This window comes from Streptomyces sp. NPDC020917 (assembly GCF_044333795.1).
Classification (GTDB): Bacteria; Actinomycetota; Actinomycetes; order Streptomycetales; family Streptomycetaceae; genus Actinacidiphila.
In genome coordinates, this window is sequence record NZ_JBIRRR010000009.1 from 166,331 (window position 1) to 189,633 (window position 23,303).

The 23,303-nt window shown below is 71.2% G+C and carries 21 protein-coding genes and 3 pseudogenes; 15 read left to right on the forward strand and 9 right to left on the reverse strand.

From position 1 onward, the window contains the following. Positions 1-92 precede the first annotated feature (92 nt). A complete protein-coding gene (locus ACH4TG_RS21110) occupies positions 93-1,301 on the reverse strand; it encodes an ABC transporter substrate-binding protein (RefSeq protein ID WP_398243925.1) in 1,209 nt (402 codons plus the stop codon). A gap of 23 nt (positions 1,302-1,324) precedes the next feature. After that, positions 1,325-2,488, reverse strand: a complete 1,164-nt coding sequence (locus ACH4TG_RS21115; protein ID WP_398243926.1) for an ABC transporter ATP-binding protein — start codon at positions 2,486-2,488, stop codon at positions 1,325-1,327. Positions 2,489-2,719: 231 nt separating this feature from the next. Between ACH4TG_RS21115 and ACH4TG_RS21120 the strand changes: the two genes are divergently transcribed. Further along, positions 2,720-3,109 carry a peptidoglycan-binding protein gene (locus ACH4TG_RS21120; RefSeq protein WP_398243927.1) on the forward strand — a complete coding sequence of 130 codons (390 nt, stop codon included), beginning with the start codon at positions 2,720-2,722 and terminating at the stop codon, positions 3,107-3,109. A 100-nt stretch (positions 3,110-3,209) separates the two neighbouring features. On the opposite strand, the gene ACH4TG_RS21125 is transcribed toward ACH4TG_RS21120, so the two are convergent. Then, positions 3,210-3,698: a MarR family winged helix-turn-helix transcriptional regulator gene (locus ACH4TG_RS21125; RefSeq protein WP_398243928.1), complete on the reverse strand. Its 489-nt coding sequence runs from the start codon at positions 3,696-3,698 to the stop codon at positions 3,210-3,212. Between the two features lie 76 nt (positions 3,699-3,774). On the opposite strand from ACH4TG_RS21125, the gene ACH4TG_RS21130 reads away from it, so the two are divergent. Beyond that, positions 3,775-4,155 carry a tautomerase family protein gene (locus ACH4TG_RS21130; RefSeq protein ID WP_398243929.1) on the forward strand — a complete coding sequence of 127 codons (381 nt, stop codon included), beginning with the start codon at positions 3,775-3,777 and terminating at the stop codon, positions 4,153-4,155. Here the strand turns inward: ACH4TG_RS21130 and ACH4TG_RS21135 are convergent. From ACH4TG_RS21135 to ACH4TG_RS21150, 4 genes are all read right to left on the reverse strand, one after another. Beyond that, positions 4,111-4,680, reverse strand: coding sequence for an NUDIX hydrolase (locus ACH4TG_RS21135; protein ID WP_398243930.1), 570 nt, complete (start codon positions 4,678-4,680; stop codon positions 4,111-4,113). The two genes, ACH4TG_RS21130 and ACH4TG_RS21135, sit on opposite strands and share 45 nt — an antisense overlap. Further along, complete coding sequence (locus ACH4TG_RS21140; RefSeq protein WP_398243931.1) at positions 4,670-5,521, reverse strand: endonuclease/exonuclease/phosphatase family protein; 852 nt, start codon at positions 5,519-5,521, stop codon at positions 4,670-4,672. The genes ACH4TG_RS21135 and ACH4TG_RS21140 overlap by 11 nt, the downstream gene beginning before the upstream one ends. Positions 5,522-5,649: 128 nt before the next feature. After that, on the reverse strand, positions 5,650-6,669 hold the full coding sequence (locus ACH4TG_RS21145) for an aldo/keto reductase (protein ID WP_398243932.1): 1,020 nt from the start codon (positions 6,667-6,669) through the stop codon (positions 5,650-5,652). Between the two features lie 24 nt (positions 6,670-6,693). After that, positions 6,694-7,590, reverse strand: a complete 897-nt coding sequence (locus ACH4TG_RS21150) for a helix-turn-helix transcriptional regulator (protein WP_398243933.1) — start codon at positions 7,588-7,590, stop codon at positions 6,694-6,696. A 638-nt stretch (positions 7,591-8,228) separates the two neighbouring features. On the opposite strand from ACH4TG_RS21150, the gene ACH4TG_RS21155 reads away from it, so the two are divergent. After that, positions 8,229-9,113 (forward strand): aldo/keto reductase, encoded by an 885-nt coding sequence (locus ACH4TG_RS21155; RefSeq protein WP_398243934.1) that lies wholly within the window; start codon positions 8,229-8,231, stop codon positions 9,111-9,113. Between the two features lie 65 nt (positions 9,114-9,178). On the opposite strand, the gene ACH4TG_RS21160 is transcribed toward ACH4TG_RS21155, so the two are convergent. Next, positions 9,179-10,570, reverse strand: a complete 1,392-nt coding sequence (locus ACH4TG_RS21160) for a glycoside hydrolase family 43 protein (protein WP_398244061.1) — start codon at positions 10,568-10,570, stop codon at positions 9,179-9,181. Positions 10,571-10,957: 387 nt separating this feature from the next. Here ACH4TG_RS21160 and ACH4TG_RS21165 point away from each other — a divergent pair, with 387 nt between their 5' ends. The 7 genes and pseudogenes from ACH4TG_RS21165 (at position 10,958) to ACH4TG_RS21195 (ending at position 16,786) form a co-directional block, all read left to right on the forward strand. Further along, positions 10,958-11,080 (forward strand): hypothetical protein, encoded by a 123-nt coding sequence (locus ACH4TG_RS21165; protein ID WP_398243935.1) that lies wholly within the window; start codon positions 10,958-10,960, stop codon positions 11,078-11,080. 650 nt (positions 11,081-11,730) lie between these two features. Further along, positions 11,731-12,999, forward strand: coding sequence for an MFS transporter (locus ACH4TG_RS21170; protein ID WP_398243936.1), 1,269 nt, complete (start codon positions 11,731-11,733; stop codon positions 12,997-12,999). 141 nt (positions 13,000-13,140) lie between these two features. Further along, positions 13,141-13,731, forward strand: a pseudogene (gene sigK / locus ACH4TG_RS21175) (ECF RNA polymerase sigma factor SigK). Next, positions 13,728-13,904: pseudogene (locus tag ACH4TG_RS21180) on the forward strand (zf-HC2 domain-containing protein); the annotation flags it as partial. The pseudogenes sigK and ACH4TG_RS21180, both read left to right, overlap by 4 nt. Before the next feature lie 428 nt (positions 13,905-14,332). Beyond that, positions 14,333-14,848 carry a putative immunity protein gene (locus ACH4TG_RS21185; protein WP_398243937.1) on the forward strand — a complete coding sequence of 172 codons (516 nt, stop codon included), beginning with the start codon at positions 14,333-14,335 and terminating at the stop codon, positions 14,846-14,848. 118 nt (positions 14,849-14,966) lie between these two features. Then, the gene (locus ACH4TG_RS21190) at positions 14,967-15,284 is read left to right on the forward strand and encodes a deoxyxylulose-5-phosphate synthase (RefSeq protein ID WP_398243938.1); all 318 of its coding nucleotides are present in this window, start codon (positions 14,967-14,969) and stop codon (positions 15,282-15,284) included. Between the two features lie 344 nt (positions 15,285-15,628). Then, a complete protein-coding gene (locus ACH4TG_RS21195) occupies positions 15,629-16,786 on the forward strand; it encodes a PP2C family protein-serine/threonine phosphatase (protein ID WP_398243939.1) in 1,158 nt (385 codons plus the stop codon). Positions 16,787-16,810: 24 nt separating this feature from the next. Here the strand turns inward: ACH4TG_RS21195 and ACH4TG_RS21200 are convergent. Further along, a pseudogene (locus ACH4TG_RS21200) lies at positions 16,811-17,049 on the reverse strand (SUMF1/EgtB/PvdO family nonheme iron enzyme); the annotation flags it as partial. A 53-nt stretch (positions 17,050-17,102) separates the two neighbouring features. Here ACH4TG_RS21200 and ACH4TG_RS21205 point away from each other — a divergent pair. From ACH4TG_RS21205 to ACH4TG_RS21225, 5 genes are all read left to right on the forward strand, one after another. Continuing rightward, complete coding sequence (locus ACH4TG_RS21205) at positions 17,103-17,276, forward strand: hypothetical protein (RefSeq protein WP_398243940.1); 174 nt, start codon at positions 17,103-17,105, stop codon at positions 17,274-17,276. Between the two features lie 412 nt (positions 17,277-17,688). After that, complete coding sequence (locus tag ACH4TG_RS21210) at positions 17,689-18,531, forward strand: heparin lyase I family protein (protein ID WP_398243941.1); 843 nt, start codon at positions 17,689-17,691, stop codon at positions 18,529-18,531. Between the two features lie 37 nt (positions 18,532-18,568). Beyond that, complete coding sequence (locus ACH4TG_RS21215; RefSeq protein ID WP_398243943.1) at positions 18,569-20,590, forward strand: PQQ-binding-like beta-propeller repeat protein; 2,022 nt, start codon at positions 18,569-18,571, stop codon at positions 20,588-20,590. A gap of 110 nt (positions 20,591-20,700) precedes the next feature. After that, complete coding sequence (locus ACH4TG_RS21220) at positions 20,701-21,798, forward strand: substrate-binding domain-containing protein (RefSeq protein ID WP_398243945.1); 1,098 nt, start codon at positions 20,701-20,703, stop codon at positions 21,796-21,798. Between the two features lie 151 nt (positions 21,799-21,949). Next, positions 21,950-23,218, forward strand: a complete 1,269-nt coding sequence (locus tag ACH4TG_RS21225) for an ABC transporter substrate-binding protein (RefSeq protein WP_398243946.1) — start codon at positions 21,950-21,952, stop codon at positions 23,216-23,218. Positions 23,219-23,303: the final 85 nt, after the last annotated feature.

A 23,303-nucleotide genomic window follows, 5' to 3' on the forward strand; every position in this document is an offset into this window, starting at 1 on the left:
GGACTTCGCGGCCCGGCGGCCCGGTGCCGGGCCGCCGGTCGCACCGCCGCCGGACCCGCCGCCTGCCGGGAGCGGGCTCTCGGGCCCCGCGCTCACCCCTTGAGTGATGTCCACGCCTGCACCCACTTCGCGTACGGCACGCAGGTGACGCCCTTGCGCCCGTCGACGCACTGCGGGATGGGTGTGGTCCAGAACCACACCCGCTTGTAGTACGCGCTCTCCCCGGCGTGGTAGTCGGCGCAGAACGTCCGGCTCGTGGTGTGGTCGCAGGCCAGCCGGTTGGCCGGGGCCTCCCCGAAGTACTCGGCGACCTGCGCGTTGACCTGCGGGGAGACGATCCAGTTGAACCATGCGTAGGCGCAGTTAAGGTGTTTGGCCTTGGCCGAGAGCATCCAGGTGTCGGACCAGCCGGTGGTGCCCTCGCTCGGCAGCACCGCCTTGACCGGGACCTTCTCCGACTGCGCGGTGTTGGCGATCACCTGCCAGGTGGTGCCGAGCACCGAGTCACCGCTCTTGAAGGCCGAGACCTCCTTGAGGTAGTCGCTCCAGTACTCGCCGATGTTGGCGTTCTGCTGCCGCAGCAGCGCCACGGCCGCGTCGAACTGCTTCTGGTCCAGCGCATAGGGGTTGCGGATGCCGAGTTCCGGCCGGGTCCTCATCAGGTACAGCGCCGCGTCGGCGATGTAGATCGGCGAGTCGTACGCGGTGATGTGGCCTTTGTACGGTGAGTCCTTGGCGAAGACCGCGCCCCAGGAGGTGGGCGCCGGGGAGACCTTGTCGGTGCGGTACATCAGCAGGTTGGCGCCGTAGCCGTGCGGGATTCCGTACGCGACGCCGTTCACCGAGTTCCACGCCTGGAGCTTCAGGCCGCCGAAGACGTCCTTGTAGTTGGGTACCAGGGCGGTGTTGACCGGGGCCGCGTCCCCGGAGGCGATCAGCCGCAGTGACGCGTCACCGGACGCGGACACGGCGTCGTACTGCCCGGTCTTCATCAGGCTGACCATGTCGTCGGAGGTGCCGGCGATCTTGACGTGGACGGTGCAGCCGGTCTGCTGCTCGAAGGGGTGGACCCAGTCGACCTTCGGGTCGTCGGAGCCGTCCTCGACATATCCGGCCCAGGCGATGAGGTTCACCGCGCCCTCCCTCGTGCCGAGGGTGGGCTGCGCGGTCAGCTTCGGCGGGTGCAGCTTGCCGTCGGATCCGACGGATCCGGACGGGCTGGACGAGCCGCCGCAGGCGGTGGCGAGGACGAGGACGGCGGTGAGTGCGGCGGCGGGGGCGAGACGGCGGGTCACACGCACGGTGTCTCCAATCTCGTGGGGGGCTAGCGCGGTCCGCGCCCGGGTGCGGGGACGGTCGCGGGCGCGCCGGGGTCGGGCGAACCGTGATGCGCGCCGGGATCTTCGTGCGACCCGGGTATGCGATCCGCGGGCAGGGGTACGGCGTGGGCGGCGGGCCAGCGCAGCATCACCCGGGCGCCGGGCGCGGCGTCACGGGCGGGTTCCCCGACGTGCTGAAGCACCGTCAGCCGCCCGCCGACGTCGAGGTCGACCAGGACCCGAATCGCGTGCCCGAGGTACACCACGTCGGTGACGGTGCCGCTCGCCCGGTGCTCGGACGCGCCCGTTCGGCCGGCGGCACCGTGCGCTGCCCCGCCGCTGCCGGTGTCCTCGGCCGGCGCGGACAGCGTGATCCGCTCCGGACGGATGCTGTACGGTCCCGGGCCGCCGGTGACGCGGCGCGCCGGTTCGCCGCTGAGCAGGTTGGAGGCTCCGACGAAGTCCGCGACGAAGGCGGTGGCGGGCCGCTCGTACACCTCGGCCGGCGTGCCGACCTGCTCGATCCGGCCGGCGTGGAACACCGCGACCCGGTCGCTCATGCTCAGCGCCTCGCTCTGGTCGTGGGTGACGAAGACGAAGGTGATTCCCACCTCGCGCTGCAGTTCCTTGAGTTCGGCCTGCATCCGGCCGCGTAACCGCAGGTCCAGGGCGGCCAGCGGTTCGTCCAGCAGCAGTACGGCCGGCCGGTCGATCAAGGCCCTTGCCAGCGCCACCCGTTGCCGCTGGCCACCGGACAACTGCGCGGGGCGGCGCCGGCCATGCCCTTCCAGCCGCACCAAGGCCAGTGCGTCCCGCACCCGTCCGGCGCGTTCGGCCCGGGAAGTCCCCCGTACCTTGAGCGCGTAGCCGACGTTCTGCTCCACCGTCATGTGCGGGAACAGGGCGTAGTCCTGGAAGACGGTGTGCACGTCGCGCTCGTACGGGGCCAGGCCCGTCACGTCCTGGCCGGCCAGTTCGACGCTGCCGCCGGTCGGCTCCTCGAAGCCGGCGATCAGCCGCAGCGTGGTGGTCTTGCCGGAACCGGAGGGACCGAGCAGGGAGAAGAACTCGCCATGACGCACATCGAGGTCGATCCCGGCCAGGGCGTCGGTCGCCCCGTAGGACTTGCGCAGGCCGCTCAGGCGGACGGCAGCTCCGGTATCGGCCACGGGAGACCTCCCCTCCGATGCCACCTCCTGGGGCACCCCAGCGACTTGCCCACTTGGAGGCGCATGTATGCGGGACCCGCGGTGTCGGTACGAGCGTCGCCAGGCGCGCAGGCACCGGAAGTGCGCTGTTCGTCAAGCCGATTGCGCTGACGGCTCATGACGCATCCGGTGCCCGACGGCAAGGTGGGGGAACGGCCCGGAAGTGGCTCACATCGATGAAGGAGAGGCCACATGATCGTTTCACTCTTGGGACTGCGCCGCCGGGTGGTTGCCTCCGCCGCCGCCGGGGTGTGTCTGGGCGGGCTGGCCGTCGGGCTGGCACCTGCGGCGCATGCCGCCGCCTTCGAGGGAGCCCGCGCGTCCGCCCCCGCGACGGCCGCCGCCTTCACGTGCGGCTACTACTCCGGCAACGCGCTGACCGTCCGCGGCGACCTCGGCCCCCGGGTCCGGGAGGTGCAGTGCCTGCTCGGCATCACGGTCGACGGCGACTTCGGTCCGATCACGGAGAGCACCGTCAAGCAGTTCCAGTCCTGGTACGGCCACGGCCTCGCGGTGGACGGCAAGGTCGGTGTGCACACCTGGGCCGCGCTGCGCGAAGTCGCCGGCGGCATCCACGGATAGAAGCGCGGGATCGGCAACGCCCGGCGGAGCCTGGGCAGTTGGTGAGTACCAGGGCCGGAGGGCGACCGGGGAACCCGGCCGGGCGGCTCGTCGAAGAGAGCTAACGCGGCGGCGTGTTCCGGTGCGGGTCGCCCGCCTGCTCCAAGGCGGCTTCGTAGGCGTGCAGGGCGGTGATGACCGTGGCGCGTTCCGCGGGGGCGAGATCGCGCATGACGCGTTCCCAGGCGGAGGCGCTGCCGGACAGCCACTCGCCGATCGGTGCGGCGAAGCCGGGGGCGATGGCGACGATGCGGCGGCGACGGTCGGCGGGATCGGCGGTGCGCTGCAGGACGCCCAGCCGTGACAGCTCGCTCACCATGAGGCTGACCGTCGTCGGGGCCACCTCCAGCCGGGCGGCCAGGTCGTTGACACTGGTGGGGCCGTCGTACTCCAGGTGGGCCAGCAGCGCGAGGTGTCGCGGTGCCAGGTCCAGGCCCTGGAGCGCCGGAGGGATGGGCAGGCGCTTGGCGCGGCCGACGAGCCGCGGCATGAGCAGCAGCAGGGTGCGGACGGCCTCATCGACGGCTGGACCGTCCGCTTCCGTGGACATCGGTGACCTCTTCCAGATACCTTTGAATACAAAGGCTTTGGGTTCAGCTTTGAGTTCAAAGGGAACGAGGTCCACTATGCCGCATCTGACCGTCCACCTTCCAGAAAACAGGCTGGCCGGCAGGGAACCCCTGCTCGTCGCCGCGCTGACCGACGCGATCGTCGAGGTCTACGGCGCATGGGCCCGCGACCTGGTGAGCGTCCGCCTGGCCGGAGTCCCCGAGGGGCGTTTCGCGCAGGGCGGCAAGGCCGTGGACACGAAAGCCTCGGTGGTCCTGGGCGTCCGCGCCGGCGTCTTCGACCGGCCGGACGCCGCCCGGATCACCGCGCGCCTGGGCACCGCGCTCACCGACGCGATCACGCGCGTCGCCGGCGACGACCTCCGCTCGGGCACCATGGTCGAACTCGTGGCGTCACCGCCGGACCGGACCTTCGTCGGCGGAGTCCTCAGCGTGTGACCCCGTCTGGGCCACCTCACCGCCTGCCCCCTTCTGCCCCTGCTCCATGACCTTCGCGATCAGATCGTGGATCAGGTGGTTCCCGGGCGGGCAGTTCTCCTTGAGCCGGTGAAGGTTGTCCGCGCTGAACCAGCCGTACGCGGAGTGCTTGGCCCACTCCAGGACCGGGTGGTCGAGGTCGCCGTCGACGTCGACCAGATAGTCGGCTTCGTGGCGCACTCCGCCTCCGTCGTCGCCGGTCCACGACGAGACGCTCAGCAGGCGGCGCACGCGGCGCAGGCGCCACCCGGTCTCCTCCTCGACCTCGCGGGCCAGAGCGCTCATCAGCGATTCGCCGGGCTCCACGTGTCCGCCCACGATGTCCCAGGTGTCAGGGAACAACCGCCGGTCAGGGCTGCGTTTTTGAGCGAACGCCGCGCCCTGCCGGTTCAGGATCACCGCGCCGACCGTCCACACCTCTCCCTCCCCCGGCACGGGAATCCCAACGCCCGCGTCCACCGCGACGTCCCCGTCCTCACCGTGCATCGGCGTCACCACCGACGACGACGGGCTCCAACGCGAGATCCGCGACGACCGCGGCGTGATCGGACGGCCACACACCCTCCACCGGGTGGTCGCCGGCGCGCCGTACCGCACGGACACGGCCGAGACCGTCCGCACCGGCCGGCCCCACGTGGATGTAGTCGCAGCGCACGTTCGGCTCGAAAGCCCGGCCCGCGAAGGGGTTCGCCGCATCCCACGTCGCTGACGGTGCGGTCGGATCGGCGTACTCCCAGGCATCCATGAGCACCTGTCCGGGCACCGGCGGCGCCGTCTTGTAGCCGCCGAGCAACCGCATCTCGTCCGACTCCGGCCAGGCGTTGTAGTCCCCCGTCACGATCGGCGGAACGGCACCCGTGCCTCGGTGGGCAGCGACGAACGCCGCCAGCGCCTCGACCTGCCGGCACCGCACCGCCGACTCATGGAGCGCGTGGTTGAGGTGCGTGGTGAAGAACGGCACACGGTGCCCGGGCGCGTCCAGCAGCGCGTGCAGGGCGAGCCGGCCGTCGTCCTGGCCACCGGCCGTCGGAAGGCGCAGCACCGCACGGTCCACGAGCGGCCACCGGCTCAACACCGCGTTCCCTATGCCGACGGTGCCGTCCCCGATCCTCTTCTGCCAGCGGTCCGGCGCGTCGGAGGCAGCCCAGGTCCACTGCATGCCGAGCCGCTCGCCCAGCCAGGCAGCCAGGTTCTCCTCACCGCGCGCCCAGACCTCCTGCAGACCCACCGCGTCGGGCCGCACCTCGCGGAGGACCGCCAGAATCGCCTCCCTGCGCCGCTCCCAGGGCCCATAACGCCACCACACGTTCCAGGTCATCACCCGCATACGCACCCCTCCCCTGGTCCCACCCATCCTGCCCGGCACGGCAGTTGCAGGGGAGGAAACGCTGATGCCCACTGGCACGGCCTCTCCCGGGGATGTGCCCGTCGCGGTGCGCCACCCGGAAGGGCGGGTCAGCGGCGCCGCTGGTCGGGGCGGAGTTCGACGTCGCCGTAGCTGTTGTCGGCCGGGTTGACCGTGACGCCGGGAGCCACGATCTCGTCGATGCGGTCGAGCACGTCGGCGGGGAGCGTGATGCCGGCGGCGGGCAGGAACGCGTCCAGCTGCTCCATGGTGCGCGGGCCGATGATCGCGGAGGTGACGCCGGGGTGGTTGATCACGAAGGCGACGGCCAGCTCGATCAGGGTCAGGCCGCTCTTGTCGGCCAGGAGCGCGAGTTGCTCGACGGCGTCGAGCTTGCGCTGGTTGGCCGGAGTGCTCATGTCGAAGCGGGCCTGCGGGCGCGCGGCGGAGGCCGGCCCCGAGGCGGTGTCCTTGCGGTAGCGGCCCGAGAGCCAGCCGCCGGCGAGCGGGCTGTACGTCAGCGTGCCCATGCCGTGGCGGCGCACCGTGGGCAGCACGTCCTCCTCGATGCCGCGGACGAGGATCGAGTACGGCGGCTGCTCGGTCACGAACCGCTCCAGGTGGCGCTCCCTGGAGACCCACTGGGCCTCGACGATCTGGGAGCCGGAGTAGGAGGAGGAACCGATGGAGCGGATCTTGCCCTGGCGCACGAGGTCGGTGAGGGCGCCGAGCGTCTCGGAGACGTCGGTGTCCGGGCTGGGGCGGTGGACCTGGTAGAGGTCGATGTAGTCGGTGTCCAGGCGCCGAAGGGAGTTCTCGACCTCGCGGACGATCCAGCGCCGCGAGCCTCCCCGCTGGTTGGGGTCGTCCTGGCTCATGGGCATGAAGAACTTCGTCGCCAGGACCACGTTCTCGCGTCGGCCCTTCAGCGCCTTCCCGACGATCTCCTCCGAGATCCCGGCCGAGTACACGTCCGCGGTGTCGACGACGTTGATGCCGGCGTCGAGGGCGCGGTGGATGATCCGGCGCGAGTCGGCTTCGTCCTCGTTGCCCCAGGGGCCGAACATCATCGCTCCCAGGCAGAGCGGGCTGACCTGGACGCCTGTGCGGCCGAGCGGTCGGTAGTGCATGAAGGGGTTCTCCTCGTTGCGTGGTCAGTCGTTTCGGGAGGGCACGACCGTGCCGGTGCTCGCCCAGCTGGCGAGCAGACTGAGGGCCTGCTGCGCCGGCGAATCCGGTTCCGGGGTGTAGAAGTTCAGGCGCAGGCCCGGGTCGGACGGCAGGTCCATCGCCTCGTAAGGCAGTGCCAGGTCGCCGACGAGCGGGTGGTGCAGGTTCTTGGTGCCGCTGCGGTGGAACTTCACGTCGTGCCGGGCCCAACGGCGGGCGAACTCGTCACTCTTGGTGGTGAGTTCCCCGATCATGTCGGTGAGCGCCCTGTCGTGGGGCGCCCGGCCCGTCTCGGTGCGCAGGAACGCCACGGAGTCGTCCGCGCCCTTCTCCCAGTCGGTCCAGAAGTCGCGGCCCGCGGGGTCCAGGAACAGGAAGCGCGCGGTGTTGACCGGGCCGCGCTGGGCGAACAGCGGGGAGTCGAAGACCGGCGCGTACAGGGCCCGGCCCAGTGCGTTGGCGGCCAGGATGTCGAACCGTGCGTTGCGTACGTAGGCCGGCACGTCCGTCATCGAGTCGAGCAGCCGCAGGATGGTGGGGCGCACGCGTGAGGCCGTGACCGTGGGGCGCCGCCCTGAAGGGGTGGCCGAGCGGGCCAGGTCGTAGAGGTGGGCGCGTTCGGCCTCGTTGAGCTGGAGGGCGTGGGCCAGGCCCTCCAGCACGGAGTCGGAGACGCCGCTGAGGTTGCCGCGCTCCAGCCGGACGTAGTAGTCGACGCTCATTCCGGCGAGCAGGGCGACTTCCTCGCGGCGCAGTCCCGCGACACGGCGATTGCCGCCGTACACCGGCAGCCCGGCCTGTTCGGGGGTGATCCGCGCGCGCCGGGTGCTGAGGAACTCGCGGACCTCGCCGGCCAGGTTCTTCTTGTCGATGCCGGCCATGGTCAGGCTCCGGAGGCGAACTCGGGCGCGGCCTCGCCGGTGAGCTGCTGGGCTGCCGTGGGGCGGGAATGCTGGGGCACGGGTTGCTCCTCGTGATCGGCGTGAATCCTGTGCCGGCTCCTCCACGGTAGATCCGCTGGTCGCAGAGGTGCGAGGTACTGCCATTACCTGGAAGAGCGGTAACTCTCACCTGCGCGCCTCGGCGCGGTTGTCTGGAGGAGACCGAGGGGCTCGCTCCGCGAGACCAGGTCGGCACGCCGAGACCGCCTTGATCGGCGGACCGAGACCGCGTCGAAAGGAACCCCGTGCGCGCAGCACGCATGGATGCTGAAGGTGCTGGTACGGCCGTGAGCAGCCACTCTGGGATCACCGGGCCGGCGGCTGCGGCGCGCTCTTACGCCGCGTCGTCCACCAGGAGGTCGATCACCAGCACCGAGGCAGGAAACCCGACCATGAGACCGGTGACGCGATGACCACCACCGCGCAGCGCGCCTCGGCGCCTGCCACGCGAGCGCCGACATCGCGGCCCGGGCGGGCGCGGCCCTGACCGGCTCCGCCGTCCTGCTCGCACCGGCCCTGCCGGCCGTCCTCACCCTCATCGTGCCCTCACAGACCACCCGCGACGAAAGGACCGTGTGATGCGGACCCTCACCCTCAACAACGGCATCCAGATGCCGGCCCTCGGACTCGGTGTCTTCCAGACCCCGCCCGAGGAGACCAAGGCCGCCGTCACCTCCGCGCTGGAGCTCGGCTACCGGCACATCGACACCGCGGCCGCCTACGGCAACGAACGCGAGGTCGGCCAGGCCATCCGTGACTCCGGCGTGCCGCGCGAGGAGATCTTCGTCGAGACCAAGATCTGGATCAGCGACTACGGGCACGACGAGACCCTGCACGGCTTCGACAAGAGCGCCGCCAAGCTCGGTGTCGACCGGATCGACCTGCTGATCCTGCACCAGGCCCTGCCGTCGGACTTCGACCGGACCCTGGCGGCGTACCGCGCCCTGGAGAAGCTCCTGGCCGACGGGAGGGTCCGGGCCATCGGCGTCAGCAACTTCATGGTCGGCCACCTGACCGAGCTGCTCGCGGCGACCTCCGTGGTCCCCGCGGTGAACCAGCTGGAGATCCACCCCTACTTCCAGCAGCGCGCCGTACTCGACTTCGACGACCGGCACGGCATCGTCAACCAGGCGTGGTCCCCCATCGGCGGGATCACCTTCTACCCCGGCTACGGCGAGGACCGCACGAGCGTCCTCCAGGACCCGGTGGTCACGCGCATCGCCGAGGAGCACGGCAAGAGCCCGGCCCAGGTGCTGCTGCGCTGGGGGATCCAGCAGGGCCGCTCGGTGATCCCCAAGTCCACCAAGCCGGAGCGGATCGCGGAGAACCTCGACGTGTTCGCCTTCGAACTCACCCCCGGCGAGCTCACCGCCATCGACGGGCTCGAAACCGGAAGGCGCGGCGGTCCCGAGCCCGACGCCGTCACGCTGGCGAGCTACGGCCGCACCATCCCCGAAGTCTGAACCAGTTCCGCCGGTCACCGGGAAGGACCTGGGCCCCCTTCGCAGGGGCCCAGGTCGTGGGACGGTCAGTTGGAGTAGACCTCGGCGCGGTCGACGGAGATGTACGCGGCGCCGGAGGAGGCGTTCTTCGTGCCGGTGACGCGGACTGTCACCGTATGGCGCCCGTAGGGAAGTTCGGGGCTGACATAGGTCAGCTGCTCGCCCATGCGGATCGCGCCGTAGTAGTCGCGGGTCGTCTCGGCGCCGCCGTCCACCGAGATGGCGGCGATGCCGTTGCCGGTGTCGCGCACCGACAGCAGCGCGATCCTCGTGCCGGTGAACGTCCAGGTCGCGGTGGCGCCGGCCTCGGCGCTCCAGTGGTCGTTGCCCCAGAAGCACTGCACGCCGCAGCCCGACCCGGAGTTCCAGTTGCCGGTGTACGCCACCGAGCCGTCCCCGCTGGTGGTGTTGGTGTCGTTGATCCAGTACGGGCCGCCGCCGGGGTCGCCAGAGGGAAGGTCCTGGGTGGCTCCGGCAGCCAGCGGGGTGCCGAAGTCGGGTGTGCCGTCGGCGTTCCAGTGGATCTGCTGGGCCCGCGTGGTGCGGCCGTTGTAGGTGTAGGCCGAGGTGTTCTTGGCGTGGTAGACGATCCAGTCCTGCGTGCCGTCGGGGCTCTTGAAGAAGCCGTTGGAACCCGGGCCCCACACGCCGGCGGAGTCGTTGCGGGAGAAGACCGCGCCCTGGTGCTGGGTCCAGTTGCCCGGCTCCAGCGGGTTCGCGGAACCGCGGAGGGACTGCATCCACAGTTGGTAGTCGGGAAGCCCGGTGTCGCACGCGGAGTACACCAGGAAGGTGGTGCCGTTGTGCTGGAGGATCGAGGGCGCCTCGCGGATGGTGGAGCAGCCGCCGGCGGTGGGCAGGTAGACACGGTTGCCGGAGATCGTCCAGGGGTTGGACATCGGTGCGATGTAGATGAGGTTGTGGCCCTCCGTCCCGGCGCCCGACCACAGGACGTACAGATGCCCGTTGCCTTGCCGCAGCAGCACCGGATCGATCGCCCACACGTCGGGCGCGTTCGGCGGCTGGAGTTCGCCCTTGAAGTGGTACGGGCCGAGGGGATCGGTGCCGGAGGACTCGATCACGTACAGGCGGTGGTGGTCGTCGACGCCGTCGTCGGCGGTGTAGTAGATGTACCAGTGGCCGTCGATCAGGTAGAACGACGGCGCCCACACCTGCTGGTTGCGCGAGGTGTCGGTGTCCTGCCACACGGTGGTGCGGGGCGCGGTCAGCAGATCGCCGAGGGTGGGTGCCTTGGCGATGCGCACGGCGTCGCCCTCGGTGGCGGCGAGATAGTAGTTCCCCTGGTAGTAGGTCATGTACGGGTCGGGGCTGGTGCCCAGCGGATTGCGGAACGTGCCGGTGGCCGCGTGAGCGCGCGCGGGCGTGAGGGCCACGCAACACAGGGCGGCGAGCAGCATCGCGAACAACACTGCTGCCAGTGATCTCACGGGGTGCGGAGACGGGCCGGACGGGCGCACGACTACCTCCATGCGATGGGGCTGACGTCTGGTCACGTGGGCGCAAGCCACGAGATTACAACGTTGTACATGACAAGAACAGGGGGCCTACAGGGTCCCGGAGCGGGGCTCGGGGTCGGACGGCGAGTGCCGTGGTGGTGGACTGCGCGGCCGTGACGATGGCGCGGCCATGACGAAGGCGCGGCGGAGGCGACCGCCGTGGGCGCCGAACAGCGCGCTGCGCGTGCCACGTTCCGGCCCGGAGCCCGGGACGCTGCCATGTGCCAGGGTCGAGAGCTGCATGGCGTTCTTCCGGCCGGTAGCCTGCACGCGACGGAAGGGGCGGACATGGCTGGGGCAAAAAAGGTGACGATCGCCGCGCTGATAGCGGCAGCGGTCGGCGTTGTGGGGTGGCGCCGCCGACTCCAGCTCTTCTACATCTGGGCCACGTGGCGCGAGAGCAGGAAGTGACCGCCCGGGCGGCCTTCGAACGCTCGACGTACCGCCGCTGGACGGCCAGTGCCGCGAACCGCCGCAGGAGCGGGGTCGGTGACGGGTCGTGGTACCTCGTCCACCCTCTACTGGCACTCGCCGAGGCGCTCATGGCCGCCGACGACCACGAGGAAGCCGCGGAGCACCTGACGGTCGCCACGACGCCGGCGAACGCCGTCAAGAACAGCCAGGCCCGGCACGCGGCGACCACCTTGGCGGCGCAACTCCTGCCCGCACGCCCGCAATCGCCGGAGCGGGTGCGGCCGCCGTACCCGCCGCGCCCGACCGGGCGGACAACGAGCCGGCAGCCCCGTCCATGGCGCGGGCTCGCGCTCTGGCCGCCGCCATGTCCCACCACGCCCTCATCGCCCGCACCGGCCCCCTCCCCCGCTGACCGCGCCAACGACAACCGGTCGTCGCGCCGGACACCCGGGGCGCGCCCAGAAGCCGCCCCCGTCCCCGGGCGGACGCCGCCGTGGCCCGCCATCGGACGGCGTGCACCTCTTGCCGGACAGCAGGGCCGGCTGATACTCCCGTGTTAGCACTCTCGCATGGAGAGTGCTAACACGTGCGTTCCCGCGCCGCTCACCGGCGGCGCATGCGGGGCCGCCGGAGGGGGAGGGACCGTCGTGTTCGACGTCCTGCGACTGCGCGACTTCCGACTGGTGGCGGCCGCGGATCTCCTGTCCAGCGCGGGGGATTGGCTGCTGCTGGTCGCCGCGCCCTACTTCGTGCTGCGCCTGACGGGATCGACGCTCGCCACCGGCTTGACGTTGGCCGCCCAGACCCTTCCCGCACTTCTTCTCGGCCCGATCGCCGGGGTGTTCGCCGACCGCTGGGACCGTCGCCGGACGATGCTCACCACCGACCTGTTACGGGCCGGAGCCGTCGGCGTCATGCTCCTCGTCGACCGCCCCGGCCAGGTCTGGCTCATCTACGTCGCGCTGACCGGCGAGGCCGGCTTCGGCCAGTTCTTCGGCCCCGCCCGGCGAGCCCTCGTCCCGGCGCTGGTCGGGCGCGGTCCGGACCTGAGTGCGGCGAACTCCGTGACAGCGCTCGTCGGCGGCATCGTCCGGCTCGTCGGCGGTCCCGCCGGGGGCGCCCTCTACGCGCTGGCCGGCTTCCGCACGGTCGTGGCTCTGGACGCCGCCAGCTACGTCGCCTCCGCCGTCCTGATCACCGCGATCCGTCACCGGACCGCGCCGGCGTCCTCACCACGCCAGGAGGTCGCGGCGGTGCGGCGGTTCACGGACGACCTGCGAGCCGGCGCGACGCATCTGCGCACGACCGCCGGTCTGCCCGCCGTGTTCGCCGCAGCCTCGATCTTCCTCCTCGGCAACGCGGCCCTGACCGCACTGCTCGTGCCTTACACCGGCTCGGTCCTGCATGCCGGCGCCGGCACCCTGGGATGGCTGTTCGCCGCGCTGGGCGTCGGCTACCTTGCGGGAGCCCCGCTCAGCCGGGCCGCCGCCGCACATCTGTCCGACCGGACCGTCATGATCAGCAGCCTGGCCGTGCTGAGTGCGGTCTTCGCCGTCACCTTCAACACCCACGACAGCGCGTGGGCCCTGGCGCTGTTCGTCCTGATCGGGCCGCCGGCCGTGTGCTTCCTGGTCACCGTCGACACCTACCTCACCCGGCGCACCCCCGACGCGCTGCTCGGACGCGTCAGTTCCGCCTACGGCATGCTCCAGGCATCAGCCACCCTCGCGGGCATGCTCGCAGGCGCGGCCCTCGGCCAGCAGGCCGGTATCGGCGTCACCGCGGACCTCGCCGCGCTCTGCGTCGCCGCCTCGGCCGGTGCCGTACTCCTGGTCCCCCGCCACGGCACCGCGCGCGGCCCCGACGCGGAGAAGACCTCGCCGCTGGCTTCTCCTGGACGCTCAGGAGACCGCTGATGCCGTCCCCGGTCCCGCGGTGCGGACCGTCGACACCCGTCCTGCCGCCGCCGACGCGGTTGGCTTTCGCGTCGGACCACTCCGCGGACCATGCGGCACCGAAGTGCGGGTAAGCACCGCCGTGTCAGCCAGGAGGTGTCCATGCGCGCCGCGGCACAACGCGGATCGTCCCCAGAGCGGTCCCCCGGTCCACTGGAGCGGTTGCTCAACAGCGTGGCCCGGGGCGACCAGGAGGCGTTCGAGACGCTCTGCAGCGCCGTGGCCGGATCCGTCCTGGGCCTGGCGCGGCGGGTGGTCAGGGACCCGGCGCGGTCGGAGGAGGTCGCCCAGGAAGTCCTGACCGAGGCGTGGCGGTGCGCGGCCCGGTTCGACGCGCGGCAGGGCAGCGCCATGGCGTGGATCATGACGATGGCCCACCGCCGCGCGGTGGACCGGGTCCGCTCGGCGCTGGCGTCCGCCGACCGCGAGTTCCAAGCGGCACTGCGGGAGGACCACTCCCTGGCGTTCGACGAGGTCACCGAGCAGGTCGAGCGGCGGCTGGAGCGCGAGCAGGTGAGGCGCTTCCTGGAGCAACTGACCCAACTGCAGCACGAGTCGGTCACGCTCGCGTACTACCGCGGCTACCCGTACCAGCAGACCGCCTAGGTCCTCGGTGTGGCGCTGGGCGCGGTCAGGACACGGCTGCGGGACGGTCTCATACGCTCCCACAACTGCCTGGGGGTGGGCTCATGACCGGCGTCGACCTGCACACGCTGACCGGCGCGTACGCCGTCGGCGCGGTGGACGAGCGCGAGGCGGCGGCCTTCTGTCACCACGTGGCCGAGTGTGCCGCATGCGCCGTGGAGGTACGTGAACTCTCCGAGACTGCCGCCCGGTTGGCGCTGGCGGTGGCCGAGGCGCCGCCACTTCCGGAGCGGGGATCCGAGCGCTGACCGAACCACTGGGCATGCTCATCGGAGGCGCGGCGCCGTTGTGGCTGCCCGGCCTGGTGCCGTGGAACATCGTCGTCGTGTGCCGCTGATCGCCGTCGGCCGCTACACGATCCGCGGTTACCGCTCGGGCTCGCTGCCCCGCCGTCCGCAGAAGGCCCTGCGCCAGAACCTGCCGTCACCCGCGGCCGATGGCGGGCGCCCCGGGAGCTCCCGCATCCCCTCCCAACTCCCGCATCCCCTCCCACGATGAGCCCGCGATGCGGCCCGCCCGGTCCGATGGAAAGAAGCACGCGGTGAGCGACGACCTGGCGTGGGCCGAACTGCCAACGAGGAGCGGAAGGCCGCGAGTCCTGCCGGAGCGAAGGTGGTCGCGCGGATGCCGGCGGGAGAGAATGCCGAGCATGATCCTCCCGAAGATCAGGGACCCTCGCTTCGTGACCATCCGCCGCGGCGGGACACTCACGGACGCGGATCACCATCTCCTCGCCCTGTGGGCGGCGGCTTGCGCGGAACACGTCCTTGACCTCTTCGAGTCGGCTCGGCCCGGAGACCCACGGCCACGCCAGGCCATCGAGCATGCCCGCGCCTGGGTGCGTGGCGAGGTCACGATGATGCAGGCCCGAGCGGCGGGCGGCCATGCCATGGGCGCGGCTCGGGACCTGCGAGGCGCGGCACGCCATGCCGCCTACGCCGCCGGCCAGGCCGCAGTCGTCGCACACGTCGCCGCGCACGAGCTGGGCGCGGCCGCTTACGCGATCAAGGCCGCACGCGCCGCCGCGCCGGACGACGAGAGCGAGGCCGCGGGACGACTCGAGTGTCAGTGGCAGCGCGAGCAGCTTCCGGAGGCGATCCGCGACCTCGTCCTCGACGACCAGCGGCTGCGCAACGACATCTGCTGGTCGGTGTTCGACTTCTGATCTCCTGGCCAGGTGGCCGCTGTGACTGCCCGTTCCGACCCACGCGCGGCCGCCGACCAGCACTTCTGTGCGTGTAATCGGTTGGCTGGCGGCTGGCGTGCACCTCTAGGCTGGGTCCATGGGCCATGGGAAGACCTCGTACGTCTGCTTGTCGTGCCGGGTCTCGTTCAAGCAGCCGTACGACCCGACGAGGCAGCGAATCTGTCCGCGCTGTGCAGCGCCGATGATTCACGCCGGTTCAGCGTTCGCGGCGCCGCGGCGGCGGGACATCGCCGCCTGGCGGACCCTCACGGTCCTGTTCAACGCGGGCGTGGGCTTCCACAAGAGCTGCTGTGGCGGACCCGGATACCGCCCTCGAACCCTGCGCGAGGTCCGCGAGCGGATGACGCACGCGCGCCGCAGCGGCCAGCCGTCGGCGACTGCGCTCACGCGATAAGGAGCGGTTCGCCCCGTTCCGGGACGATGGACAGGCCGGGGCCACTGCTCGGTGGCGGCTGCCGCCAGGCTCCGCGTGGGGGTCTGCCCCCAGCCGCCGCAGGTGGGGCGGCGGCGGTACCTCATCGCCGACGATGCTCGGTGCGCGCCGGTCCGCGCGGTTTCGGCCTCGGCCGGTTCCTCGGCTGCCGGTGGGCGACTGATCTGCCCACCTCCGGCGCGGCGGGGCCCGCGAGCGCCTGGCATGGGAGAACGTGGACGCTCGGCCCGCGCGCGGAGCGCCATCCCCGCGCGGCGTGGAGTTCCCGCACAGGGTGGGCGGCTGCGCCCCGAGGAGGACGGCTGGTGCCGACGAGGGACGACGAGGCCGTCGATCGAACGGCCCGGCTCACCCGTGCCGTGGCGCTGGTGAGCGCCGTGTTGCTGTACGGCCTCGTGATCGGGATGGAGCTCGGCACACCGCCCCACGTGCACATCGCCGCCGTGCTGGTCGCCGTGCCCGCTCTCATCGCCATGGACTTCGGTCCACCGATGATCATCGGTGCGGCCGTACTTGCCGTGGCCACGCGGTGGGCGTTCCTGAACCTCGATCCCGGACGGGTCGCCCCAGCGATCGGGACCACGGCGGCGATCGTCGCCGTCACAGGCGTGGGCTGCTTCGTGGTGATCCGCCGGCGACGCGTCATCGCGCGTCTGTCGGACGTCACTTCCGCGGCGGAGGCGACCCAGCGTGCGGTGCTGCGCCCGCCACCGCCGAGCATCGGTCCGTACGAGATCGCCGCCAGTTACCGCGCGGCCGCGCAGTTCGCCCGGATCGGGGGCGACCTCTACGGCGTCGCGGACACTCACTTCGGCGTGCGCGCGCTGATCGGCGACGTCCGCGGCAAGGGGCTCGACGCGGTGGCCACGACCGCCGCGGTGCTCGGCTCCTTCAACGAGGCCGCCTACGACCGCCCCACGCTCCCTGCCCTGGCCACGCAGCTCGAGGTCAGCCTCCGGCGCCACCGCTCCGACGAGGAGGCGTTCGTGACGGCACTGCTGATCGAGTTCGGCCGCGACGGCCTGGCCCGGGCCCTGGTCTGCGGGCATCCGGCGCCGCTCATCCTGCGCGGAGGGGCCGTCCTCGACGTTCCCGCCACGCCGGGACTCCCGCTCGGCCTGCGCGGGCTGCCGACGGCCGATGACGACGCCCTCCCTCCCGCCACCGACCTCCAACTCCGCCACGGCGACACCGTGCTGATGTTCACCGACGGCATTACCGAGGCCCGCGACGCGCTGGGCGACTTCTACCCGCTGAACAGCCGCCTGACCGCACGGCTGCGGGACCGCCCCCGCCCCGACGCGCTCCTGGAGTGGCTGCAGGAAGACGCCCGCGCCTACAGCGACATCGCAGGACGCGACGACGCGGCACTCCTGGCACTCACCTGGCTGCCCCCGCAACCTCGTTGTGCGGTTCAGGGCGCCGAGATCGTGACGCCGCGGGAGACGAAGAACGCCGGCTGAGGCCGGGGCCGGCTTCGGACTCGACTCCCACACGTTGCCGCACATGCCGTGGAGGCCGAACCCGTTGGGTTCGTAGGCGTCGGCGGGCACCGTGCCGAGGTGTCCGTCGGCGCTCGTGTTCCGCGCGGTGAACTCCCCCTGCCAGACGTTCATACGGCGGCGGCCGCCCGGCTCGTGCTCGTCCCCCCACGGACAGCGTGCAGCACCAACCCGCCGCGCGCCGCGTACTCCCCTTCCGCCTCGGTGGGCAGGCGCTTGCCCGCCCGGGGCGGTCAGTCCCCACAGAGTGTTCGCGCCGCCCATGCGGGAGACGAGGATGAACGTCGGGATCAAGGTGGCCCGCACGGGCACCATCAGCGTGGCGACGATGGCCCAGAGCAGCGCGTTGCGTCCCGGGAACCGCTTGCAGACCAGTGCTTCGACCCACAGCCGCGGCGCCGCGTACGCCGTTCTGGCGCGGATGTTCACCGCCGGGTCCACCACCGGCTGAGGTCCGGAACGCCGCGGCGCAGGCCCTCTCCCACTCATCATACGAAATCGTTGTCATCGATCGAAACGACGGCGGGTGGAGCTGAGACCCGGGGTCAGCCACCGCCTGTTCCACAGATCAGCAGATGGCAGGCGTAGCAAGGCAACGCTGCCGTCGATCCGACGAACTCTGGTCATCAGTCTTTCGATATCACTCGGAACGTGCCAGCATGCTCGAAGCGCGCTCGGCATCGATGTACGCCGAGTGGTTTCGCTCTACCGGCTGGCTGCGCATGCATCGCGGGGTGACGTGGACCGTCACTCAACGTGCACAAGTGCCTACCATCCGCGGTCGCTCGGAGCCGACGCGGCCGGGAAGGTGCGGCGGCCGCCCGGACCCGGCCTGCAAGGTTCCCGTGACCTCGAGGAGTGACATGGTCAAGCTTCGCAAGGTGTCTGCGTCCTTGTGTGCGGCAGCGCTACTGATCCCGGTCCTGGCGTCCCAGGCCCACGGAGCCACCGCGACGGAGCCCGCGCGGCCCGGCCCGGTGCACGCCCGGGCCGCCACGGAGCTTCTGGACGTGAACTACGAGAGCGGCACCCTGAACTCGGGGCTCGCCTGCCTGACCACCACGCACGCGACCGCACCGGACGCCTCCTCGGTCGCGCAGCCGGGTCACGCGAGTGCGTACGCCATCGAGCACAAGGTGACGCTCGACGATCCGGGCTACGTGTCGAACGGCGCACCGCGCAGCGAGAGCGCGACGGACCTGTGCAAGAACGGGCAGTTCACCGTGGGTGACACGCAGCGCTACGAGTTCAGCGTGCTGCTGAAGGACTGGCAGCCGTACGCGCCGGGCGACAGCGAGACCGGCGACATCATCTTCCAGGGCAAGTACGCGGGCGGGAATCCCCCGGCGTTCTACCTCATGACCAAGCGCAACGCGATCGCGTTCCGGTCGCCGCACCTCAACCAGCAGACAACGGTCGTGCCGGACTTCCGCCCCTACATCAACGCGTGGATGAACTTCCGCGTCGACGCGCGCTGGACCACCGACTCGACGGGCTACTTCACGGTGTCCGTGCAGCTTCCCGGAGCGTGCGGATACGTTCCGGCCGCCTCGTACCAGAACGTCGTCACCTACCAGCCGGAGAACCCGGCCGACCACGGCTACCTCAAGTGGGGGCTCTACCGGCCCTCCGAGTCGCTGGCCGCAGGTGACGTACCCACGCGGATCGTCGAGCACGACGACATCCGCATCTTCGACCTGCCGTGACGGCAGCCCCTCCCTCCACCCCTCGAAGGAGTACCCCATGACTGACGAAGCTTCCCTGAGCAGACGCCGACTGCTGCAGGCCGGCGGCGCGTTCGGGCTGGCAGCGGCCGCCACTTCCCTCCTCGTCCCGCGGGCGCAGGCCGCGGCCGGCGCGCCGCAAAGAACGACGGTGACCGATCTGGGCCCGGGCCTGGTCCAGTTCTCGCTGATGAGCGGGACTCTGGTCGGCGACACCGTCTACATCGGGTCGCGCAACCTCGACCCCGCCCGGGTGATCGGGTTCCATCTGCCGAGCCGCACGGTGGTCTCGCACACCGAACTCGCCGCCGAGCCCGAGCCGTCCATCCAGGCGCTGGCGGCGGACCCCACCGGCCGGTACCTCTACATCGGCGTGCTGCTCAAGGCCGACCAGGGCGGACCCAACCTCTTCCGGTGGGACCTCACGACACCGGACCAGCCGGCCGTGGCCGTCGGCAGGACCGAGGACCGGGACATCCGTGACCTGGCGGTCGCCCCCGACGGCACCGTCTACGCGGTGGGCGGCCTGCCGGGGAAGGCGCCCGCGCTGTGGGAGTACGACCCGGCGACCGGCGCCGTCACCAACCTGGGGGTGCCCGATCCGAACGCGACCCTCGCCAGGGCGGTCGCGGCCACGCAGTCCACCGTCTTCTTCGGTGCCGGCAGCGTCCTCGCCGGCGGGGGCGGCGCGAGCAGGGCGTCGCTGTTCGCCTACGACCGGGCCAAGCGGACGTTCACCTCGGTCGTGCCCAAGGAGATGGAGCAGGACCCGAGCCTGCGGGAACTGGCCGTCATCGGCGAGCACTTGGTGGTGGGCACCTCCGGCGGCGTCGATCCCGCCAAGTTCGCGGTGCTGGACCTCGCGGACCTCTCCTCCTCCGTGGTGGTGCCCACGCAGGGCACCACCGTCAAGACGTTCACCGCCGACGCGGACCGGATCTACTTCGCCACCGAGGCCGGTGTGCAGACCTACTCGACCGCGGACCGGACGCTCTCCCCGCTGGCCTTCACGGGACCGGATCTCGGTGAGATCTGGGGTCTGGACTGCGTCGACGGGAAGCTGGAGGTCGTGTCGGGCTACGGCTTCGTCGCCGAGATCGATCTGTCCGCCCGCACCTGCGCCGTCACCGACCTCGGCGAGGCGGGCGCGTCCGCCGGCGCGCAAGCGGCCATGGGCATCGCGGCCGGCGGCGGTTACGTCTACGTCGGCGGCAACGGCACCGTCGCCCGGCACGACATGAGGACCGGTCAGGTGCTCAACCTGCAGGCCCCCGGCGAGGCCAAAGACGCCGAGGTGATCCAGGGGGTCCTCTACACGGGCCAGTACGACGCGCAGGGAATCTGGCGGTACGACCCCGCCGGCGGACGGCAGCCGCAGCAGGCCGCGGGGTTCCCCAGGGAGCAGAACCGGCCGCTGGACACCTCGTGGGATCCGGTCAACGCGCTGCTCCTCGTCGGGGTCCAGTCGGACACCGAGGGCGGCGGCGCCCTGTGGACCTACGACCCGGCGACCGGGAGATCGGCCTCCTACGTCAACCCGATCGACGACGTCCAGATGGTGCGGGCGGTGGCCAACCGGGACGGCGTCGCCTTCCTCGGTGGTGACAACGCCACCAGCACGGGACCACGCGGTACCGTCGTCGCCGTCGACCCGGTCACCGGCCGGGAGCAGTGGCGCATCGAGACGCAGCAGCCGGCGGGGGTGGCGGCACTCGCCGTGCAGGGCCCGCACCTCTTCGGACTCACCAGGAACGGCACGCTGTTCGTCATAGACCTGAGGACGCGGAGGATCGCGCACACCGCCGACGTCAGGAGCGTCTGCACCGGCTTCGCCGCAATGGTCACCAACCGCGGCGCGGTCTACGGGGTCTCGGACACCACGCTTTTCCGCATCCATCCGAAGACCTTCGCCGTGAGCACCGTCGTCGCCGGCATCAACGGCGCCTGGTACAGCGGCCCGCACGTCAACGCCCACGACGGCCTGCTCTACACCCTCCGCGACCACAACCTCGTGCAGGTCGACGACAGGGCGGCGTTCTGAAGGTCACCACGCAAAAGGCCGTCGACAAGCCGACACGCGCCCTTGATTGATATCTTTCGGTAATCGAGTGAAGGTGGACGGCTCACTCGTTATCGAGAGGGGAACCGAAGGTGTTGGCTGACGAGCGGCGTGAGGCGATTCTCCGTGCGGTGGAGCGCGAGGGTTCGATCTCGGTGACGGAGCTGGCGGCGGAGATGGGCGTCTCCGCCGTCACCTTGCGCCAGGACGTGCGGGAGCTCGCCGGCCGGGGTCTGCTGACGCGGGTGCACGGAGGGGCGAAAGCGCTGGCCCCGGCCGAGGCGGCCGCCCCGACCGCCAGTGCCACCCCCGCCCGCAGCCCGGCACCGAGCGCGGAGCACTGTGCCGTCGGGCTCGTGGTGCCTCCGGGCGGCTACTACTACGCGGAGGTGATCCGCGGCGTCCAGAACGCGGCCCGCCCCCTCGGAGTCCGCGTCGTTCTGGCCGTCTCGGGCGAATCGCTGCAGGAGAACCAGGAACAGGTCCGCCAGCTCGTGGCCGGGGGCGTCGACAGCTTGCTGCTGATGCTGCATCCGGGCCTACGCCCCTCGGACGAGACCGAGCAGTGGTTGAGCACCCTCGAGGTACCGGCCGTCCTGGTGGAGCGCCGGGCGGGGCTGCGGGCCGGCGGGCTGGAGCAGGTGGCCTCCGATCACGCGTACGGCGCGGCACTGGCGGTACGCCACCTCGCCGGACTCGGCCACGACAAGGTGGCCCTGGTCGCCAGGGCGGAGAGCCCCAATACCCCGCTGCTCAGCGCGGGGTACGCGGACGCCGTGCAGGCGATCGGGCTGACGCCCGGACCGGAGTACCGCATCACCACCACCGGTGACGAGATTCCGGCCGACGAGCGCTTCGAGCGGGTCGTACAGGCGGTGGAGTCCGGCGAGATCCGGGCGGCGCTGGTGCACAACGACATCGACGCCATCGCCCTCGTCGGGCTGCTGCGCGCACGGGGGATGCGCGTACCGGAGGATCTGGCCCTCGTCACCTACGACGACGAGGTCGCCGAGCTGAGCGAGGTCCCGCTCACCGCGGTGGCCCCTCCCAAGCAGGCCGTGGGGGCGTGGGCCCTCGACCTGGCGGTCCGCCGGCTGTCCGACCCCTCGACACCGCTGGCCGAGGTCCTGCTCCGTCCGCAGTTGCGGGTGCGGGCCTCCTGCGGTGCTGATCGCCGAGCCGGCGCATAGCCATGCGATGTCGCATCACTTTCGTTTGCGTTGAACGAAAGTGAAAGTCTTGACGAACTGTCGTACGTAACGAATGATTGCGAGTGACACCCCAGCGAACGATCGGTGGCACCTCGTGTTTCGTAGACGTCTGACAGTGCTGTCCTGTTTCATGGCGATACTCGGCCCGCTCGTCACGGGATGCGGCGGGTCGGACAGCAACGGAAACGCTGCGGGCCAGAAGACCGGAGCGGTCACCTTCTGGTCCTTCGTCAAGGGCTCCGACAAGGTCGCCGAGGCCTTCAACCGGACGCACCCCGGCGTCAAGGTGACGTTCGAGTCGATGCCGTCAGGCCAGGAGTACTACTCCAAGCTCACCAACGCCGTGAAGGCCGGCACCGTCCCGGACGTCGCGGTGGTCGAGTACCCCCAGGTCCCGGAGTTCGCCACCCAGGGCGAGCTGGAGAGCCTGGACAGCGGCCTCAGCTCCCTGGTCAAGGACAAGTTCCCCGCTTCGGTACGGCAGTTGGTCGAGCTGGGGGGCAAGACGTGGGGCGTCCCCCGCGACGTCGCGCCGCTGATGCTGTACTACCGCAAGGACTTCTTCGCGGCCCACGGCATCTCCGTCCCCCGCACCTGGGACGCCTACAAGGGCATGACCTCCCAGGTGAAGCAGGCGGACCCCAACGCCCGCGGCGGGGTCCTGTTCACCGACAACCCCGGGCTGCTGACCGCCCTCGCCTGGCAGGCGGGAGCGCGGTGGTTCGGAACCCAGAAGGACTCCTGGAAGGTGTCGCTCACCGACGCGCCCTCCCGGAAGGTGGCCGCGTACTGGGGCGACCTCGCGCGCCAGGGCCTCGTCGACTCGCTGAGCACACTCGATCCCTTCTGGACGAGCGTCCAGCAGAACAGGACCGTCGCGTACGTCTGCGCCAGCTGGTGCGCGGGCGCCCTGCAGGCCACCGTCGCCGACCAGGCGGGCAAGTGGGCGGTGGCCCCGGTCCCGACCTGGGACGGCAAGCCGGCCTCCGCGATGTACGGCGGCTCGACCTTCGTCATCCCCAAGGGCGCCAGGAACAGCGCGGCCGCCGCCGAGTTCATCAAGTGGATCACCACGGACCCCGAGGGCATGAAGTCGTGGGTCTCCTCCGGCACCAGCAGCATGTTCCCCGCTGACCGCGAGCTCGTGCCGGTCACCAAGGCCGCCTATCCGACTGCCTACTTCGGCGGCCAGGACGTCTACGCGGTGGGCAGTGCCTCCTACGACGCCGTCGTGCCGGGTTGGTCCTGGGGCCCGGTGATGGGAACCACGAACACGGCCATCGTCGACCGGCTGCCGAAGGTCGCCGGTGGCAGCGCGAGCCTCGTCGGCATCCTCACCGCGGCCCAGCAGGCCACCGTCGAGGACATCAAGCACCGCGGTATGCAGCTCGCCCCCTAGCACCCGGACCTCGGCGGGGGGGGGGGGGGGGCCCCCCCCCCCCCCGGGGGGGGGGGGGGGGGGCCCCCCCCCCCCCCCCCCCCCC